Source organism: Streptomyces graminilatus (assembly GCF_001418565.1).
Classification (GTDB): Bacteria; Actinomycetota; Actinomycetes; order Streptomycetales; family Streptomycetaceae; genus Streptomyces; species Streptomyces graminilatus.
In genome coordinates this window covers 2,115-20,923 of sequence record NZ_LIQQ01000127.1, presented here as the reverse complement: position 1 = coordinate 20,923, position 18,809 = coordinate 2,115, and the positions used below count along the sequence as shown (strand labels likewise).

Here is an 18,809-nt window from a genome sequence, read left to right as displayed (position 1 = left end):
GGAGCGGATTACTCGTGCTGTCCGCGTTACTCGGGTCGCTCGCGGTGGACGCTCACCACGGGGGCCGGTAGCCGGTGGCGATCTTCTCGCCGGTACGGCGCCACTTGGGCTCCTTGTCCACCGTCCTGGCCGTGATCGACCGCAGCTTGCGGACGACGGCGCCGTACGCCCCGCTGGCGTTGCTCGACAGCTTGGCGCCGGGAGGCTCGTCCATGAACGGCATGAACTTGTCGGGGAACCCGGGCATGGTGCAGGCGATGCAGATGCCGCCGACGTTGGGGCAGCCGCCGATGCCGTTCATCCAGCCGCGCTTGGGCACATTGCACTTGACGACCGGACCCCAGCAGCCGAGCTTGACCAGGCAGGTCGGCGAGTCGTACGTCGTCGCGAACTGGCCCTGCTCGTAGTAGCCGGCGCGGTCGCAGCCCTCGTGCACGGTTGCCCCGAACAGCCAGGTGGGACGCAGCTTGTCGTCCAGCGGGATCATCGGGGCGGAGCCGGCCGCCTGGTAGAGCAGATAGGTGAGCGTCTCGGAGAAGTTGTCGGGCTGGATCGGACAGCCCGGGACGCACACGATGGGGATGCCCGCGTGGGACTTCCAGTCCCAGCCGAGGTAGTCCGGCACGCCCATGGCGCCGGTCGGGTTGCCCGCCATGGCGTGGATGCCGCCGTAGGTGGCGCAGGTGCCGATGGCGACGACCGCCAGTGCCTTCGGGGCGAGCCGGTCGATCCACTCGCTGGTGGTGATCGGCTGGCCGGTCTCCGGGTTGTCGCCGAAGCCGCACCAGTAGCCCTCGGGCTTGATCGCCTCGTTGGGGATGGAGCCCTCGACGACCAGCACGAACGGGTCGATCTCGCCCCGCTCCCCCTTGAAGAACCACTCGATGAACGTGTCCGCGCCGCCGACCGGGCCGCACTCGAAGTCGATCAGCGGCCAGTGGACGGCGATCTTCGGGAGCCCCGGCAGCACGCCGAGCACGATCTCCTCGATGCTGGGCTGCATGGCCGCCGTCAAAGCGACCGAGTCGCCGTCGCAGCTCAGCCCCGCGTTGATCCAGAGAATGTGGATCGTGGGTGTCTCGTCGGCGGGCGCAGCGCCGACTGTCTTCGTCGTCGCCTCAGTCATGGGACCGCCTCCTGGGGAGGTAAGGGATGAAGGCCTGCATTTCGACCGTCGCTCTTCTTCGTAGCAGCCGTTCGGCCGTGACGAGACGCCTTAGAGGGCCATTCCAGTGACATCCGCGGCACAGGGGGTCGGGCCGGATCGCGCAACCGGGGCCGGACCGAGGTGCGGCGGGGTGCACACGGGCCGCTCCTTGTGGACGAAGGAACGCCGCAGGGCGTGGTACGGGGCGTCCGGGTCGTCGAAGGTCCGGCGCATCCGGTCCAGCTCCCGCTCACGGAAGCCGGCCAGCGGGGTCGCGCTCTCCAGCCGGTCCAGCTCCGACTTCTTGGCCGTGATCCGTGCCGCCGTCGCCGGAAGTGACGCCAGGCGCGCCGCCAGGCCGCCGACCTCCCGCGCGAACTCGTCGGGGTCGCGGTCGACCACCCGGTCGACGAGTCCGAGGCGCAGTGCGCTCGCCGAGCTCACCGGGAGGGCCTCACTCATGAGCCGTTCGGCGGTCGCGGGCCCCACCCTGCGCGGCAGGGTGTGGGTCCAGTACTCGGAGCCGTACAGGCCCATCAGCCGGTAGTGCGGGTTCAGCACGGCGCCCGAACGGCACCAGACCTCGTCGGCCGCCAGGGCGAGCATCACTCCGCCCGCCGCGGCGTTGCCCGCGACCGCCGAGACCACCAGCCGGTCCGTCGTCGTCAGGACGGCCTCGACCAGGTCGTCGATGGCGTTGATGTTCGCCCAGGACTCGGCGCCGGGGTCCTCGGCGGCCTCGATGACGTTGAGGTGGATCCCGTTGGAGAAGAAGTCCCGTTCGCCGCCCAGCACCAGCACCGACGTGGGCCGCGCACACGCCTCCCGGTAGGCGTCCAGCAGACGTCGGCACTGCTCCGTGCTCATGGCGCCACCGGGGAAGGAGAACGACAGGAAGCCCACGTTCCCGTCCTCCCGGTAGCGGATGTCCGTCCAGGTGCTGTGCCGCGCCTCGGGCGACAGGGGCGGGGCATGCTCGGGCAGCGGCGGCAGCAGGTCGCCCAGGGCCAGGACGGCGGGCAGTTTGAACGTGGGCGGCTGTCCGGGTCCGCGCCGGGGCCGCAGTTCGGGGATCCACACGGCGCCGTCCCTGGTGGCCCGGCAGACCGCCCCCGCGCGGGTGGCCAGCAGTTCGCCCGGCCGGCCCCGCAGCACGCTCTCGGGATGACCGCCGTGCAGATACCACTCACCGCCGAGCAGCGTGTCCAGCACTCCGGGCTGCGAGTCCGCCGCCCTCAGTTTGCGCAGCACGGTCCGCGTGGAGTCCTCGGCCCAGTCGATCCGGCGGACACTCTGGTCGAGGTACGGCCGGGAGCGCGGGCGGGCGCCGCCCGTTCCTGCCGCGTCCTGCTCGCACGGTACGTGGGTTCCTCCGGCGAATCGGTCCACCGCGAGCATGAGCGCCTCGATCGCGGCGTCGGCGATCTCACCCCGGTACAGCTCGCTCTTGGGCACCTCGGGGATCCGACAGGGCACGCAGGCCCACACGTCACCGGCGTCCATCTCGCCGTCGGCCTGAAGGACGGTGACGCCCCACTGGTCGGCGCCCTCGTGGATCGCCCAGTCCAGGGAGGACGGTCCCCGGTCACCCACGGGCCCCGGATGGACGACGAGGCAGGTGTACGCCGACCACACCTCCTCGGGAATCGCCGTCTTCAGCATCGGCGCCACGACGAGCTGCGGCGCGTGCCGCCGTACGGCGTCCGGCAACGGGCTGCCGGGGAGGGCGAGTTCCACCGCCACGGTGTGGCCTCGGTCGCGCAGTTCGGCGTGGGCGCGCTGGGTGAGGCTGTTGAACGCGCTGGCCAGGATCAGGATGTGCACGGCTGCCTCCGGGCGGACGGAACGGCAGGCAGGGATGGCCGCCGACCGAGATCCTCGGCCAGGGCGGCCCGCCGTTCCCGGCGGCAGACGGTGAGGTCATCCGAAAGCGGGCACCGATCCGCCGTCCGGCCTCACCGGGTCAGCGGCTGTGGACGATCACTGTCGTCGCAGGCCGCTGGTGACGCGCTCCCACGGGGAGCGGGTGGCACCGAAATGGGTCTCGTGCGTCCAGATGTGGGTGCAGGACCGGCACTGCAGGTGGAGCAGGCTGCCGACGTTGGAGAGCAGGTAGCGCCAGTGCTCGGAGCAGGTGCGCCCCTGCTCGCAGGTGCCGCATCCGCGACGGTCGTCACAGTTCGGGCAGGCCACCCAGGCGCGACGCCCGATGTCGGCCTGCGGGTCAAGCGGCAGCATGGCCGTCCCCTCTCCGTGGAAGCACACCGGCGAGGACCAGCTCGTCGTACACCCGCTGCTGCTCCGCGCTGAGGCCGGAGTACAGCAGTTCGTACGCCGCTTCCTCGCCGCGGAGTACGGCGACGGGGTCCCAGTCGGAGCCGAGGGCGTCCAGGACATGGGCGCGCCGAAGCAGCTCGTGCGAGCTCAGGTCCACGGCGAAGTCGACCGTGGGGAGGGCGCCGGGCCGGTCCGCCGCGGGGATGCTCGCCGCGGCGGGTTCGTCCGGTTCGCCAGGAAGGGCACGGTCTTGGGAGGACATGTGCCCGAACGTAGGTAAGCGATCCCCGCTCCGGCAAGAGCAGGTGGGAGAAGTCACACGCGGTCCGCGCCCCGGGGCGTCCGGAGGCGGACCGCGACGCACTCCGCCTGACGCGTCGGAGGAACCGGGAATCAGGCCGCGAGGAGCTCCGGCTCGCGGTCCGGCGTCTCGACCTTGGACTTCTTGTTCGGCAGCGAGAGGCGGAAGACCTTGTGCCACGCGGAGAACACCTGCTTGGGCAGCGGCCCGCTGACGTACTCCAGCTCGTACTTCTCGAACAGCGCGCGCACCTTCACCGCGACCTCGGCGTACCGGTTGCTCGGCAGGTCCGGGAAGAGGTGGTGCTCGATCTGGTGCGACAGGTTGCCAGTCATGAAGTGCATGGCCTTGCTGCCGCTGATGTTCGCGGAGCCCATCATCTGGCGCAGGTACCACTGGCCGCGCGTCTCGCCCTTGATCGACCGGCGCTCGAAGACCTGCACGCCCTCGGGGAAGTGCCCGCACATGATCACCGAGTGGGACCAGATGTTGCGGACCAGGTTCGCGGTGAACGTGGCGGCGAGCGTGGGGAGGAACGACGGGCCCGACAGCAGCGGGTGGATCACGTAGTCCTTGAGCACCTGCTTGCGGATCTTGCGGCCCACGGCCCTGACCCGCGCGCGGAACTCAGGGTTGTTGCGGCGGCGCTTGTGCAGGTTCTTGCCGAGCTCCAGGTCGTACGCCGCGATGCCGTACTCGAAGAAGCAGGCGTTGATGAAGTTCCACAGCGGCTGGGCGAGGTAGAACGGGTGCCACTTCTGGTCCTCGTCGACGCGCATGATGCCGTAGCCGAGGTCGTTGTCCTTGCCGATCACGTTGGTGTACGTGTGGTGCAGCTCGTTGTGCGAGTGCTTCCACTGATCGGACGGCGAGACGTGATCCCACTCCCAGGTGGTGGAGTGGATCTTCGGGTCCCGCATCCAGTCCCACTGGCCGTGCAGGACGTTGTGGCCGATCTCCATGTTGTCCATGATCTTCGCCACGGACAGACCGGCGGTGCCGATCAGCCACGCGGGCGGGAAGATCGAGAACAGCAGTACGCCCCTGCTGACCAGCTCCAGCTTGCGCTGTGCCGAGATGACCCTGCGGATGTAGGCGGCGTCCTTCTCGCCGCGGTCGGCGATGACCTCGTCGCGGATCGCGTCCAGCTCGCGGCCGAGTTCCTCGATCTGCGCCGTGGTCAGGTGGGCGGTGGGGTCGATGGCGGTCACGGTGCTCCTACCGTTCGATGTCGCAGGGGCCCGCCGCGGCGGACACGCAGGTCTGGATGAGGACGCCCGGCTCGGCCTCGGTGATCTCGCCGGTGCGCAGGTCGCGGACGGCGCCCGCCTTGAGCGGTGTGACGCAGCCGAAGCAGATGCCCATACGGCACCCGGAGGGCATGAGCACGCCGGCTTCCTCGCCGATGTCCAGCAACGGCGTGGCGCCGTCCGCCTCGACGGTCTTGCCGGTGGTGCTGAATGTGACCTCGCCGCCGCCGTCACCGGCGACGACGATGCTGGGGCGGAAGCGTTCGATGTGCAGGCGCTCTTGTACGCCGTGCTCGGTCCAGTGCTCTTCGGCGGCGTCGAGCAGGCCCGCGGGCCCGCAGGCCCAGGTCTCGCGCTCGGCCCAGTCGGGCACCAGTTCGTCGAGACGGGCGATGTCGAGCTTGCCGTCCGTGTCGGTGTGCACCTCGGTGAGCCGCAGCTTGTTGTCCGCGACCAGGTCGTGGAGTTCGTCGCGGAAGATCACGTCCTGCGGCTGTGGCGCGCAGTGGACCATGACGGCGTCGTCGAACTCGGTGTCGCGCAGCATGCCCATCACGGGCGTGATGCCGCTGCCGGCCGTCAGGTAGAGCACCTTGGCGGGCTTGGCCCGCGGCAGCACGAAGTCACCGGTCGCCTGGTCGAGGTGGATCAGCGTGCCCGGTTGCGCTCTGCGGACCAGGTGGTTGCTGACCTTGCCGTCCGGGATCGCCTTCACGGTGATCGTGACGCGGCCGTCCTGGCTGTTTGTCGGCGAGGTGACGGAGTAGGCACGCCACAGGCGCACCCCGTCGACGTCGACCCCGATCCGCACGTACTGACCGGCCGTGTGGCCGCGCCAGCCCCGCCCCGGTCTGATCACGATGGTCGCGGCGTCGCCCGTCTCGGGGTGCACGGCCTCGATGCGCCCACGCAGGTCGGCGCCCGCACGCAGTGGGCTGACCAGGTCGAGGTAGTCGGACGGCAGCAGCGGCGTCGTGACCATCTCCAGCAGTTTCCACGCCCTGCTGCGGAGGGCTGTACTCGTCATGACTCCAGCCTGCTGTGCCGCGAGGCGTAAAGTCCTGACCACAGGACGTAAATCTGGTCGGCCGAATTGTTCACAGGGAACAAAAACATGAGCCATGCAATCCGGAGGGTCAGTGAACTGGCCATGGATGAGACGACGGTCACCGCGCTTCGGGCCGCACTGAAGACCACCGCCGACGAGGTCGTCCAGGCGATCATCGACGAGGTCCCCTCCTACGCCAACGCCCTTTCGGGCCCCATGGGCGGCACCATCCGCCGAGCCGTCCGCACCGCCCTGGGGCACTACCTGGACCTCGCGAGCGGGAACGCCACAGGCGGCGACGCCGGTGACGCGGCCTACGAGCTGGGCCGCGGCGAGGTGCGCGACGGCCGTTCGATGGACGCCCTGCTCAGCGCCTACCGCGTCGGCGCCCGCGTGGCCTGGCGATGCCTGGCGGCGGGTGCCGTACCCGCGGGTCTGCCCGCCGCGGAGGTCGCCAAGTTCGCCGAACTGACCTTCGCCTACATCGACGAGCTCTCCGCCGCGAGCGCCGCGGGCCACGCCGACGAACTGGCCGCCCTGGGCAGGGCCCACGAGCGCCACCTGGAGCACCTGGCCCGCGACCTCCTCGCCGACGCGAGCCCGGACGTGCTGCTGGCCTCCGCTCAACGGGCCGGGTGGCAGCCTCCGGTTTCACTGACCGCGGTCCTGCTGCCCGCCGCCCAGGCCAGGCCCGCCTACCGCGTGCTCGACCCGAGCACCCTCGTCCTCGACGATCTGCCGGACGCCACCGGTGTGCTGCTCGTCCCCGATGCCGACCGGTCACATCTCCTGCGGCAGCTCACCGACCGCACCGCCGTGGTCGGCCCGGCCCGCCCATGGACCCGCGCGTCCGCCTCGTACGCACGAGCCGTACGCGCGCGCTCCCTCTCCTCCGACATCCGCGACACCGAGGACCACCTGCCCGAGCTGGTGCTGAGCGCCGACGCGGACGCGTTCGCGGACCTGCGCGCCCGAGCCCTCGCACCGTTGCGGATCCTGCCTGTCGCGACCGCACAGCGGCTGGAGGAGACGCTGCGGGAGTGGCTGCTGCACCAGGGCAGACGGGACGAGGTGGCGGCGGCGCTGTTCGTCCATCCTCAGACGGTCCGGTACCGGATGTCGCAGCTACGGGAGCTGTTCCCGGATCTCGCATCGCCACAGCGGGTCCTTGAACTGACGCTGGCGGTCGGCCTTCGGACGGCCGGCTGACGCGTACGCCGGCCGTCCACGACCGCGTCGGCCCTCATGTCCTCGTGGACGGCGCCGCCCTGGCACGAGCCGGTCCACGGGCGCGCGGCGGGGCGGACGGGCCGGGTCGCCAGGGGCAGAGGCGAGGACAGGGGCGGGGGATGATGGGGAGGAAATGACGGAACGTGAGGTCAGGAGCTTCCATGGCGAACCGGGTTCACCGGCCACGTGAGGACGCGGAGTTCGATTTCATCCTCGGGATGAGCGGAGTTCCGGTCCTCGCGTACTTCACCGGGACATGGCCCAAGGCAGTCGAGCCCTGCCGGGTGATGGACCTCGTCGTGGGTGGCGTCGCCGACGACTACACGGGCCGTCTGACAGCCGTCCGCGCCGACATCACGCGCTGTCCGGCCGCGACCGAGCGCTACGGGATCACCGGAGCCCCGTCCTACGTCCTGCTGAAGGAGGGAGCGGCGGTGGCACACGGCACCGGTCCCATGACCACCACGCAGGTACGGGCCTTCCTGGACGGCCACCTCTGAACGCCCGCTGCGGGCGCCGTCCGCCGAGAACGGCTCTCAGGGAATGCGCGGGGGGAGGTCGAGGGCGCCCTCGACGCCGGCTCACGCCGTCACCGTTCGGAGGTCCCGAGCCGCGCGGTCTCCGCGAGATCCACGCTCACGGTCTCGTCCGCTCCGCGGTGGCTGCGAGCGAGCAGCAGGAGCGCTTCGATCGGATGTTCGGCTTCGCGATCGGCGGTGAACAGGTCCTCACGGACACCGCCGAGGCTCTCGAAGTGAGTTCTTGGGAGGCGTTGGCGACGAAGCGGCGTCGGCTTTGAAGGCTTCTCCAGCCGATCCGGTCCTGTACGGCCTGCACCGTCTCGCACGCGTGCGACTCCGGTCGCTCGCATCGCGTACGGACGGTGCCCGGCCGTTGGTGAGCAAGGTGCCCCCTCGTCCCACAAGATGTCACCAAACCGCTGGTCAGGATGCCTTGCTCACCGGCTCCAGGATCGCGACAAGATAAACCGTGCGGGCGCACCACCTCGTGAACCGCGCCAGCCGACCTCGATGTCGCCACCGACATCGCGGCGCTTCGTAACGGCCTGGAAGCACGGCGCTGGCAGGTTCAGGCACTGGAGACCGCCCCGCTGTCCGTCCGTTCCACCGTGTCCGACCCGGCTGCGGGCCCGGACTCCCCTGGCCTGGTAGTCCGGTTCGCACCATTCAGCGACTCATCGCCCGGACCAGGGCCGACGTGCTCACCGAATTCGGGCTCAGATGCGCTGCACCGGGCACCGGCCCATCGGCGACGACCACGAAGCGGACGTGCGGGACCAGCCCCGCTGCGAGGCGGGAGGCCACGACGCAGCGTGCCGCGGCGCCGGTGGTGACAAGCTTACGTCCGGCGCATTGTCATGTGAGCCCGGCCAACAGGGACAAGGTGAGAGCGTCATCAGCACCGGTTGGCGACGCAGATCGGAAGCACGGTGCCCTGAAGGGAACCGTCGTCGCCCGGACGTGTAGGAGGGCTCGGGTCGCCCGGCATCGCCGGTGGATCGCCCGGCGCCGGACTGCCCGCCGCCGTGTTGTTGAACCAGGCCCGGACCCCGCCCTGTTGGTCAAGGACGACATAGTCGGCGCGGCGGTCACCGTTGATCTCGGCCAGTTCGACCTCGTCGCGTGAGTAGCCGACACCCGAGGCGATTGTGCCGCGGGACAACCACGCGCTGCCCGCACCGCCGAGATTGTTGACCCAGGCACGGATCTGGCCGTACTCGCCGAGCACCAGGTAGTCGTCCTTGCGGTCGCCGTTGAGGTCGGCGAAGACAACCGTGTTCCCTGCTGCGCCGACGCCTGCCGTGATTTCGCCCTGGGCGGCCCAGGCGACGGCGTCACCGGTGCCGCTGTTGAACCAGGCTTTGACCTGACCCTGGTCACCGACAACAAGGTAATCGTCGCGACCGTCACCGTTGAGATCGGCAAACCGCACCTGATCACGAGAACCCGCCCCCGCAGCGACCCCACCCTGGGCAGCCCAGGCGACGGCATCACCGGTACCGGTGTTCAACCAGGCCTTGACCTGACCCTCGTCACCGACAACAAGATAATCGTCGCGACCGTCACCGTTCAGGTCGGCGAACCGCACCTGATCACGAGAACCCGCCCCCGCAGCGACCTGCCCGATCCACTTCCAGCCGACACCGCCGCCGTCCGGGATGTTCAGCCACGCGCGGACCTCACCGTGATCCCCTACGACGAGGTAGTCGTCGCGGCCGTCGCCATTGAGATCGGCGAACCGCACCTGCTGACGCGGGGCGCCGGCGGTGGCGATCAGGCCCTGCCAGGCCCACGGGTCGGAGCGGCCGTAGCGGTAGTTGAGCCACATGGAGACCTGTCCCTCGGCGCCGACCTTGAGGTAGTCGGCGCGGCCGTCGCCGTTGAGATCGGCCAGGGCCAACTCGGTACTGCTGGCACCGACCCCGCCGGCGACGGCACCCTGGTAGTCCCACGACCGGCCACCGTCGCCGACGGCGTTGAGCCATCCTCGGATCCCGGCCTGGTCGTCCACCACGAGGTAGTCGTCGCGGCCGTCACCGTTCAGATCGGCAAACCGCACCTGATCGCGAGTGGCGCCTACCCCCGAGGCGATTTCGCCGCCCCCCGCCCACGGACGCCCGGCGCTGCCAAGGTTGTTCGTCCAGGCCCTGACCTGGCCCTGGTCGCCGACGACGAGGTAATCGGCGCGGCCGTCGAGGTCGATGTCGGCGAACCGCACCTGATCCCGGCTGGCGCCGATGCCTGCGGCGACTTCGCCTTGGGCGCTCCAGGCGACGGCGTCGCCCGTGCCGGTGTTGAACCAGGCTTTGACCTGACCCTGGTCGCCGACAACGAGGTAGTCGTCGCGGCCGTCACCGTTGAGGTCGGCGAACCGCACCTGATCACGAGGACCCGCCCCCGCGGCGACTTCGCCCTGGGCGGCCCAGGCGACGGCGTCGCCCGTGCCGGTGTTGAACCAGGCTTTGACCTGACCCTGGTCGCCGACAACGAGGTAGTCGTCGCGGCCGTCACCGTTGAGGTCGGCGAACCGCACCTGATCACGAGGACCCGCCCCCGCGGCGACCTGCCCGGCCCACTTCCAGCCGGGCGGGGAAGGCGTGTCCGCCGGGGGAGGGGTGGCGGAGCTGTCCCCGCAGGTCCCGGAGTCACCCGGCTCCGGCGACTGGACCAGGCCTTCCGCCACCGCACTGTCGAGCGCGCGGGAGAATGCGTCAGCCATCTTCCGGTAGCCATTGTTGTTCGGGTGCAACGAGTCGTTCAGGTCGGCGGTGGTCACCGCGCTCATGTCGACCAGCCGTACCGGCCCCCCGGCGGCCTGTAGCCCCTGGACCAGGCTCACCACCCGCGCGTTGTACTGCTGGATCCGGGCGTTCACGTCCGGTGACAGTGACGGCACCAGCGTGGCCACCAGCACGGTGGTCTCCGGCGCGAGCCGGAGAATCGTGTTGATCAGCGTGCGCAGGCGCTCTGCGGTGGCAGCAATGTCGACGTCGTTCCGTAGATCGTTCGTCCCGATGTGCAGGGTCACTGCATTGGGCCGGTAGCGGCGGATGGTGCAGTCCCGGACCAGATTGTTGATCTGACTGATCTTCCAGCCCGGATGTCCCTCGTGGTCGGTGTCCGGCAGCTCTCCGGTTTTCACCGAACCCACGAAGTCCAGCGCACCGGGGTTGTCCGACAGCAGGTCCCACAACCGGGCCCGGTAGCCCGTCCCGCCCGGGCTTCCGCCGACGCCCTGCGTGATCGAGTCACCCAGTGGCAGCAACCGTATGTCCGAGGTCCCGAGGGACCGGGGGCGGATCGGGAAGGACGGGCCGAACGGCTCGAACCGCCAGGGGAAGTTCCACCGGAGCACGTACAGCTCGCGGTCCCCGGCGGACTGCGCGGACTGCAACGACCCGGCGGTACCGGCCGAGACGATCTGCCCCTCGGAGAAGAACCAGGTCTGGTCCTCCGATGCGGGATCGCACGGCGCAGTGTGTACCGGTCGGCCGACGCCACCGCGCTCGATGCACCAGTTGTCGTCGAAAGCCAACAGATATTGTCCGGGCGTCGAGCTGAACAGCACCCGCAGCGCCTCGGCATCGTTGCCGGTCGGCGCCCGGAGGGCCGGCGCCGGGTCCTCGTGGCCGACAGCGTTGGAGAGCACCTGGTTGTCGACGTTCCGTACGTAGAAGCGGTACCGCTCGCCCGGAACCGGCCTGTCACACTTGTCGGCGGCGTCTCGGGGGGCGACCGCGCCGGGCCGACAGGCGTTGTTGATCCGGTAGCGGACGGCATAATGGTCCGACCCCACGCCCGGGCGGTCGGCCTGGACGGTGTTGTTGTTGCCGGTGTTCAGATACGCGTAATCGAGGACGCGGCCGTTCTGATGTGTGGGGTCGTCCGTCGCGATGATGTGGTTGTGAAGCGCGGCGGGCATCTGGCCGGGCTCCTCGTTGAAGTCGGCCAGCACCATGTAGTCCTCGTCCAGACCTCGCTGGGCAATGAACTGCTCCGCCACGGCGATGATGTCCGGGGCGTCATTGCGTGCGTTGGGACCGTTCGACTGCGCATGAGCGGTGAAGTACCAGTCATTTCCCAGCTGCACGCCGAGCACAGGCCGGATGGACCCGGGCACCGTCAGCGTCACGGCATTCTGCACCTGGTTTTCCGGCAGGTCGCGGATCACGAAGGCCAGCCCGTTGCGCTGCTGGCCGGTGAGGCCCCAGAAGATGTTGTAGTCCTCCCGCCGGGTTTCGCGGCTGCCCAAGTTCCACGTGTACATCTGCACCCTGCCGCCCGGGAAAACCCGCGGCACGTACGAGGCCCCCGTGGGCGCGTTGCTCCCCGCCTCCTGCAGGGCCAGGACCTGGATCCCCCCGTGAAGAAGGTTGGTGACCTCGGCGGTCCACCGGGACTGGGGAACTCCGGTGATGCCGTCGTTCCGGCCCTGCATGTTCCACTGCCCGGTCAGCCGGTCCGTGGGTGCCGCCGCCGCCGGGGTGACACCCGGGCCGACGGCGAAGTCGACCGCCACGATCAACGTCGCGGTGACGACCACGGTGCACACAGCGGCGACCCAGCGGCGCAAGCCCCATCGATGTCTGGCCAAAGGTCTTCCTCCACTGCCGGAAACCGAACGAGGCGGAACTGCCGTCCATGCGGTACCAGTCAGCCACAGTGGACTGAAGCGCGTACATCTCTTACGGAGAGGTGAGGAAGGTCTCAGAGGGCGTTCGGAGCAGGCGAAATGCCCTTGAGGCCCTAGCCTCGCGCTTTCATGAGCGTGCTCGTCCACGTCTTGATCAAATAAACGGAGAGTGCTCCTGACCTGCAACGATGGGACTTGTCTAGGGTTCTGTCGGCTGCACGGGAAGAAGTACTCTCCAGGTGAGGAAGCGAATCGGGTCCTACCCGCGTGTCCGCGTCGAAGGCGGCGGTCGCGGAGTCGTTTCGCAGGCCGGGGCGGTGCTGCTGGTCGAGACGATCGGCAAGTCCGGTCTCGATGCGGCGATATCGGCGGCACTCGTGCCCTGGCGCAAGCCGCGGACGGTGCATGATCCGGGCAAGATCCTGCTGGATGTCGGGCTCGCGGTGGCGCTGGGCGGGGACTGCCTGGCCGATGTGGGCATGTTGCGGGCCGAGCCGGCCGTGTTCGGGCCGGTGGCCTCCGACCCGACGGTCTCCCAGCTGATCAGCACGCTGGCGGCGGGTGGACAGCGGGTCCTGGCCGCGCTGCGCACCGCCCCCAGGCAGTCAGCCTCCTGCGTGAGGGGGGAACTCCAACTTTGAGGGTATGGCACTGACCAATCTTGGCGCGGCCCTGAAGCATGTAGGCCGTTTGGGCAAGGCGATCGCTCCACTCAGCCACCCGTTCCCCAGCCGCTACAGGCCGCCTGGCCAGCACCCCAACGTGCCTGACGCCTCATCAGAACGAGCGTCGTCTCAGCGTCAAGACATCGCCCGTAACGCCCACACCGCACATAGCGCACATAGCGCACATACTCAAAATCGCAGGTCAGGAGCCCTTCGTGACCGGCTCCAGGATCGCCACACACTCCACATGATGCGTCATCGGAAACAGATCGAAAGCCCGCAACGTCCGCACCCGATACCTCCCGTCCCGGAAGTACCCCAGATCCCGGGCCAGCGCCGCCGGATCGCACGCCACGTACGCGATCTTGCGTGCGCCCAGCTTCACGAGCTGCTCGACCGTCTTCCGGCCGGCCCCAGCCCGCGGCGGGTCCAGGACGATGAGGTCGACCTCGGTGATGCCCGTGCGCGGCAGGACCGCCTCGACCTTGCCCTGTTCGATGCGGACGCGTTCGAAGGCGGCGAGGTTGTGCCGGGCGTCCTCGACCGCGCGCTTGCCCGACTCGATGCCGAGCACCGCGCCCTTGTCGCCGATCCGGTCGGCCAGGGCGCCCGCGAAGAGGCCGACGCCGCAGTAGAGGTCGAGGGCCATGTCGCCCTTGCGCGGGAGCAGGCCCTGCATGACCGCCTTCGTCAGCGTGTCCGCGGCCATCGGGTGGACCTGCCAGAAGCCGCCGCTGCCGACACGGTGCGTACGGCCGTCGGCACGCTCGCGGACGAACGCGCGGCCGTGGACCCGGTGGATGCCGCCGTCGTGCTCCTCGACCCGCATGACGGAGACAGGCTTGTCGAGCTCGACGAGGGGAAGGCGGGCGCCCGGCTTCGGCTCCAGGATGACCATGCGGTCCTGGGATCCGGTCGCGGCGATCACATCGACGGACTCCATGCCGGCCCAGTCGCGCTGCTCGATGCCCAGCTCGCTGACACCCGGCGCCGCGATCATGCAGTGCTCGATCGGCTCGACCTCGTGCGAGCGGTGGCGGCGCAGCCCGGCGTTGCCGTCCGCGTCCACCGCGTACTGGACCCTCGTACGCCACTGGGGCACCTCGCCCGGCGGCAGCTTGTCGCCCTCGGCCGGCATCACCGTGCCGTCCCAGCCGGCCTCCTCCGGGGTCAGGCCGGCGAGCCGCTGCAACTGTTCGGCGATGACCTCGCCCTTGAGGCGGCGCTGGGCACCGGGCTTGGCGTGCTGCCAGTCGCAGCCGCCGCAGCGGCCGGGGCCGGCGTACGGGCAGGGGGCCTCGACCCGGTCCTTGGACGCCGTGAGGACCTCCACCGCGTCGGCGCGCAGGAACCGCGCGCCCTCCTCGCCCTCCGTCACCCGGGCCACGACCCGCTCACCGGGCAGCGCGTGCCGGACGAAGAGCACCTGGCCGTCGTCCGTACGGGCGACGCAGTGGCCGCCGTGGGCGACGGGACCGACCTCGACCTCGTACTCCTGGCCCGCCAGCGATTTCTTCGGTTCTGCCTGCATGGCGGGGTGACTCCAGAGAAGAGGGAAAAGGGAACGGCCGGACAACAGCCCACCAGTCTACGTGGGTGCCGCCCGACCGCTCACCACAAGCCCGCACGAGACGTACAAGACGTACGGGACTGGCCCGGGACCGTCAGTTCTTCGCGCTCGGTTCCTGGGTGTCTTCCGTCCGTTGCTGCGTCCGCTCCTCGGCGGGTCCGCGGCGGACGGATCCGGGCGCGTTCCACTCCTGCCGCTTGCGGGCCCGGATCTTGGCCGCCTCGGAGGACTGGAGCTGGTACGGCACCGACGTCACCATGACGCCCGGGGTGAACAGCAGGCGGCCCTTGAGCCGCAGCGCGCTCTGGTTGTGCAGCAGCTGCTCGTACCAGTGGCCGACCACGTACTCCGGGATGATCACGGACACGGCGTCGCGCGGCGACTCCCGGCGCAGCCCCTTCACGTACTCGATCACGGGCCGGGTGATCTCCCGGTACGGCGAGTCGAGCACCTTCAGCGGGACGGTGATCCCCCGCCGCTCCCACTCCTCCTGCAGCGCCTTCGTCTCCGCCGGGTCGACGTTGACGCTGACGGCCTCCAGGGTGTCGGAGCGCATCAGTTTGGCGTACGCGAGCGCGCGCAGGGTGGGCCGGTGGATCTTCGAGATCAGGACGACCGAGTGCACCCGCGACGGCCGTACGCTGTCGTCGCTCGGGCCCTCCGGCGCGGCGATCTCCTCGGAGACCCGGTCGTAGTGCTTGCGGATCGCGGTCATCACCGCGTAGAAGATCACCATGCCGAGCAGCGCCACCCAGGCGCCGTGCGTGAACTTCGTACCGAGTACGACGACCAGCACCAGCCCGGTGAAGAACGCGCCGAAGGTGTTGATGGCGCGGGAGCGGACCATGTGCCGGCGCTTCGCCGGGTCCTTCTCGGTGGCCAGGTGGCGGTTCCAGTGCCGGACCATGCCGGTCTGGCTGAGCGTGAAGGACACGAACACGCCGACGATGTAGAGCTGGATGAGGCGGGTCGAGTCCGCCCCGTAGATCCACACCAGCAGGACTGCCGCGCCGGCGAGCAGCACGATGCCGTTGGAGAAGGCGAGCCGGTCACCGCGCGTGTGCAGCTGGCGCGGGAGGTAACGGTCCTGCGCGAGGATCGAGCCGAGCAGCGGGAAGCCGTTGTACGCGGTGTTGGCGGCCAGGAAGAGCACCAGCGCGGTGGCGGCGGCCAGCAGGACGAAGAAGAAGCTGCCGTCACCGAAGACGGCCTCCGCGACCTGCGAGATCACCGGGTTCTGGACGTAGCCGGGGCCGAGCGGGACGCCCTTGTCCAGCAGGTCGTGGGCGGGGTTCTCGGCCATCCGCACCTTGGTGGTCATGGCCAGCACGATGATTCCGCAGAACATGGTGACGGCGAGGAGACCCATCGCCGCGAGCGTGGTCGCCGCGTTCTTGGACTTGGGCTTGCGGAAGGCCGGCACACCGTTGGAGATGGCCTCGACGCCGGTGAGCGCGGCACAGCCGGAGGAGAAGGCGCGGAGGAGAAGGAACACCAGCGCGAATCCCGCCAGTCCCTGGTGTTCGGCCTTGATCTCGTAGCCGGCCGTCGGTGCGCGCATCTCGTCGCCCAGCACCAGACCACGGAACGCGCCCCACGCGATCATGATGAAGACGCCCGCGACGAACACGTACGTCGGGATCGCGAACAGCTTGCCGGACTCCTTGACGCCCCGCAGGTTCATCAGCGTGAGCAGCACGATGACGGCGACCGCGCAGAACACCTTGTGCTCGACGACGAAGGGGACGGCGGAGCCGAGGTTCTCGATGCCGGAGGCGATCGACACGGCGACGGTCAGCACGTAGTCGACGAGCAGCGCGCTGGCGACCGTGAGGCCGGCCTTGGGGCCGAGGTTGGTGGTCGCGACCTCGTAGTCGCCGCCGCCGCTCGGGTACGCGTGCACGTTCTGCCGGTAGGAAGCGACCACGGTGAACATCAGTACGACGACAGCGACCGCGATCCACGGGCTGAAGTGGTATGCCGACACGCCCGCGATCGACAGGACCAGCAGCACTTCCCCGGGAGCGTAGGCCACGGAGGACAGCGGGTCGGAGGCGAAGACGGGGAGAGCGATGCGCTTCGGCAGTAGCGTTTCGCCGAGCCGATCACTGCGCAGTGCGCGCCCGATCAGGATCCGTTTGGGCACGTCGGTCAGTTTGGACACGGACAGGATCGTAAGCTGCCCGCCTTGTTCTGGGCACATCCGGGTGAAAACCCGATGGTCCACCGAGTGAAATTCCCGCACCCGAGACAGGCGGACACCCCCGGATCCGCGTCCTCATGGCTATATGACCAAACCACAACACTCCTTATGCCCTATTTGCCCATACTCACGGCTTTCCCGTATCCCCCTCTCGTCCGGGAGACCTCATGCCGCATCTCGCCGCGGAGCTGATCGGCGCCGCCGTCGCACTCGTGGTCCTCGCCCTGCTGACCGTGGCCAGCGTGCGCAGCATCAGCCGCAGGTAGGCGGCGACGGGTGCGTACGGAGTCCACGCGGGGGTGCCCTCCGCCCACCGTGCGTGTGTAGCTTGGGCCAGGGTCTGAGACCCTGTTCAGGCCAAGTCGACAACGGCGGGGCCATGACATCGGATCGGAAGGACGGTCGTGCACATCGTCATCATGGGCTGCGGCAGAGTGGGTTCCGCTCTCGCGCAGACCCTGGAGCAACAGGGGCACACGGTCGCCGTGATCGACCAGGACCCCACCGCCTTCCGACGACTGGGCTCCGGGTTCGGCGGCCGTCGTGTCACCGGGGTCGGCTTCGACCAGGACACCCTGCGTGAGGCGGGCATCGAGGAGGCGGGCGCCTTCGCCGCCGTCTCCAGCGGTGACAACTCGAACATCATCGCCGCCCGGGTGGCCCGCGAGATGTTCGGCATCGAGAACGTCGCGGCCCGCATCTACGACCCGCGCCGCGCCGAGGTCTACCAGCGCCTGGGCATCCCGACCGTCGCCACGGTCCGCTGGACGGCCGACCAGATGCTGCGCCGGCTGCTGCCGTCCGGCGCGGAGCCGCTCTGGCGGGATCCCACCGGTGGCGTCCAGCTCGCCGAGGTGCACGCGTCGTCGGCCTGGGTCGGCCACAAGATCAGCAAGATGCAGGAGGAGACCGGCGTGCGCGTCGCCTTCCTCACCCGTCTGGGCGAGGCGGTTCTGCCCACCTCGCAGACGGTGCTGCAGGAGGGCGACCTGGTGCACGTGATGATGCGTACGGACGACGTCGAGAAGGTCGAGGCGTCCTTCGCCGAGGGCCCTGAAGAGGAGGCCGGTCACTGATGAGGGTCGCCATTGCCGGTGCCGGTGCCGTCGGCCGCTCGATCGCGGGCGAGCTGCTGGAGAACGGCCACGAGATCCTGCTGATCGACAAGGCCCCCACGGCCATCTCGGTCGAACGAGTCCCCCGGGCGGAGTGGCTGCTGGCCGACGCCTGCGAGATCACGTCGCTGGACGAGGCCGCGTTGCAGCGCTGCAACGTCGTGATCGCCGCGACGGGCGACGACAAGGTGAACCTGGTCGTCTCCCTGCTCGCCAAGACGGAGTACGGCGTTCCGCGCGTCGTCGCCCGCGTCAACAACCCCAAGAACGAGTGGCTCTTCAACGAGGCCTGGGGTGTGGACGTGGCGGTGTCCACACCGCGTCTGATGTCGGCCCTGGTCGAGGAGGCGGTGAGCGTCGGTGACCTGGTACGCCTGCTGCGCTTCAGCCACGGCGACGCCAACCTGGTCGAACTGACCCTCCCCCCGGAGTCGGCCCTGGCCGGCACCCAGGTCGGCGATGTGGAGTGGCCGGAGGACACGTCCCTCGTGACGATCATCCGCGGCACCCGGGTCCTGACCCCGACCCGCGAGGACTCCCTGGAAGCAGGCGACGAACTCCTGTTCGTAGCCGCCCAGGCCAGGGAGGAACAACTGGAGGACCTCCTGTCGGTACGCAAGGAGGACTCCCCCAAATAACGGGCTCAGGCCCGGTTATTTGAGCCCGTCCGCCGCTGGAGGACAAGGCCACCCCAGGCCCGCCCATTTTCAGCCCGTCCGGCGCTTGAGGACGAGGCCGCCCCAGGCCCCCCAGCCCGTCCGGCGCTTGAGGACGAGGCCCCTTAAGGGCCGATGGGGGGTCTGGGGGCACAGCCCCCAGGAACGGCATGGGAACGGGAAAGGGCGGCGG

General features: G+C 69.5%; 13 protein-coding genes and 1 pseudogene. 5 read left to right on the top strand and 9 right to left on the bottom strand.

What is annotated here, in order from left to right:
* Positions 1-52: 52 nt before the first annotated feature.
* The 6 genes from AOK08_RS12325 to AOK08_RS12300 form a co-directional block, all read right to left on the bottom strand.
* Complete coding sequence (locus AOK08_RS12325) at positions 53-1,126, bottom strand: NADH-quinone oxidoreductase subunit B family protein (RefSeq protein ID WP_055525549.1); 1,074 nt, start codon at positions 1,124-1,126, stop codon at positions 53-55.
* Between the two features lie 90 nt (positions 1,127-1,216).
* Positions 1,217-2,971 carry an enoyl-CoA hydratase-related protein gene (locus AOK08_RS12320; protein ID WP_055525548.1) on the bottom strand — a complete coding sequence of 585 codons (1,755 nt, stop codon included), beginning with the start codon at positions 2,969-2,971 and terminating at the stop codon, positions 1,217-1,219.
* Positions 2,972-3,127: 156 nt separating this feature from the next.
* Positions 3,128-3,385 (bottom strand): hypothetical protein, encoded by a 258-nt coding sequence (locus AOK08_RS12315; protein WP_055525547.1) that lies wholly within the window; start codon positions 3,383-3,385, stop codon positions 3,128-3,130.
* Positions 3,372-3,686: a DUF6400 family protein gene (locus AOK08_RS12310; protein ID WP_055525546.1), complete on the bottom strand. Its 315-nt coding sequence runs from the start codon at positions 3,684-3,686 to the stop codon at positions 3,372-3,374. Before AOK08_RS12310 ends, AOK08_RS12315 begins: the two co-directional genes overlap by 14 nt.
* Before the next feature lie 131 nt (positions 3,687-3,817).
* Entirely contained in the window at positions 3,818-4,936 is a 1,119-nt protein-coding gene (locus AOK08_RS12305; RefSeq protein WP_055525545.1) for a fatty acid desaturase family protein, read from the bottom strand.
* Positions 4,937-4,943: 7 nt separating this feature from the next.
* Positions 4,944-6,002, bottom strand: a complete 1,059-nt coding sequence (locus tag AOK08_RS12300; RefSeq protein ID WP_055525544.1) for a ferredoxin reductase — start codon at positions 6,000-6,002, stop codon at positions 4,944-4,946.
* 87 nt (positions 6,003-6,089) lie between these two features.
* Here AOK08_RS12300 and AOK08_RS12295 point away from each other — a divergent pair, with 87 nt between their 5' ends.
* Together AOK08_RS12295 and AOK08_RS12290 are read left to right on the top strand one after the other, a co-directional pair.
* On the top strand, positions 6,090-7,232 hold the full coding sequence (locus AOK08_RS12295) for a PucR family transcriptional regulator (RefSeq protein ID WP_055525543.1): 1,143 nt from the start codon (positions 6,090-6,092) through the stop codon (positions 7,230-7,232).
* Between the two features lie 182 nt (positions 7,233-7,414).
* The gene (locus tag AOK08_RS12290; RefSeq protein WP_055525542.1) at positions 7,415-7,753 is read left to right on the top strand and encodes a thioredoxin family protein; all 339 of its coding nucleotides are present in this window, start codon (positions 7,415-7,417) and stop codon (positions 7,751-7,753) included.
* A 916-nt stretch (positions 7,754-8,669) separates the two neighbouring features.
* Here the strand turns inward: AOK08_RS12290 and AOK08_RS12285 are convergent.
* A complete protein-coding gene (locus AOK08_RS12285; protein WP_198539248.1) occupies positions 8,670-12,368 on the bottom strand; it encodes an FG-GAP-like repeat-containing protein in 3,699 nt (1,232 codons plus the stop codon).
* Between the two features lie 278 nt (positions 12,369-12,646).
* Between AOK08_RS12285 and AOK08_RS12280 the strand changes: the two are divergent.
* Positions 12,647-13,003 (top strand): annotated as a pseudogene (locus tag AOK08_RS12280) (transposase); the annotation flags it as partial.
* Positions 13,004-13,274: 271 nt separating this feature from the next.
* On the opposite strand, the gene AOK08_RS12275 reads toward AOK08_RS12280, so the two are convergent.
* The gene (locus AOK08_RS12275) at positions 13,275-14,603 is read right to left on the bottom strand and encodes a class I SAM-dependent RNA methyltransferase (protein ID WP_055525540.1); all 1,329 of its coding nucleotides are present in this window, start codon (positions 14,601-14,603) and stop codon (positions 13,275-13,277) included.
* 133 nt (positions 14,604-14,736) lie between these two features.
* Positions 14,737-16,806 (bottom strand): APC family permease, encoded by a 2,070-nt coding sequence (locus AOK08_RS12270; RefSeq protein WP_055525539.1) that lies wholly within the window; start codon positions 16,804-16,806, stop codon positions 14,737-14,739.
* Positions 16,807-17,249: 443 nt separating this feature from the next.
* On the opposite strand from AOK08_RS12270, the gene AOK08_RS12265 reads away from it, so the two are divergent.
* Positions 17,250-17,921 carry a potassium channel family protein gene (locus AOK08_RS12265; RefSeq protein WP_055525538.1) on the top strand — a complete coding sequence of 224 codons (672 nt, stop codon included), beginning with the start codon at positions 17,250-17,252 and terminating at the stop codon, positions 17,919-17,921.
* Positions 17,921-18,598, top strand: a complete 678-nt coding sequence (locus AOK08_RS12260) for a potassium channel family protein (protein WP_055525537.1) — start codon at positions 17,921-17,923, stop codon at positions 18,596-18,598. The genes AOK08_RS12265 and AOK08_RS12260 overlap by 1 nt, the downstream gene beginning before the upstream one ends.
* Positions 18,599-18,809: the final 211 nt, after the last annotated feature.

Coding starts and splice junctions, on each gene's coding strand:
- AOK08_RS12325 (WP_055525549.1), bottom strand. CDS start 1,126: ATGACTGAGGCGACGACGAAGACAGTCGGCGCTGCGCCCGCCGACGAG.
- AOK08_RS12315 (WP_055525547.1), bottom strand. CDS start 3,385: ATGCTGCCGCTTGACCCGCAGGCCGACATCGGGCGTCGCGCCTGGGTG.
- AOK08_RS12310 (WP_055525546.1), bottom strand. CDS start 3,686: ATGTCCTCCCAAGACCGTGCCCTTCCTGGCGAACCGGACGAACCCGCC.
- AOK08_RS12300 (WP_055525544.1), bottom strand. CDS start 6,002: ATGACGAGTACAGCCCTCCGCAGCAGGGCGTGGAAACTGCTGGAGATG.
- AOK08_RS12295 (WP_055525543.1), top strand. CDS start 6,090: ATGAGCCATGCAATCCGGAGGGTCAGTGAACTGGCCATGGATGAGACG.
- AOK08_RS12290 (WP_055525542.1), top strand. CDS start 7,415: ATGGCGAACCGGGTTCACCGGCCACGTGAGGACGCGGAGTTCGATTTC.
- AOK08_RS12275 (WP_055525540.1), bottom strand. CDS start 14,603: ATGCAGGCAGAACCGAAGAAATCGCTGGCGGGCCAGGAGTACGAGGTC.
- AOK08_RS12260 (WP_055525537.1), top strand. CDS start 17,921: ATGAGGGTCGCCATTGCCGGTGCCGGTGCCGTCGGCCGCTCGATCGCG.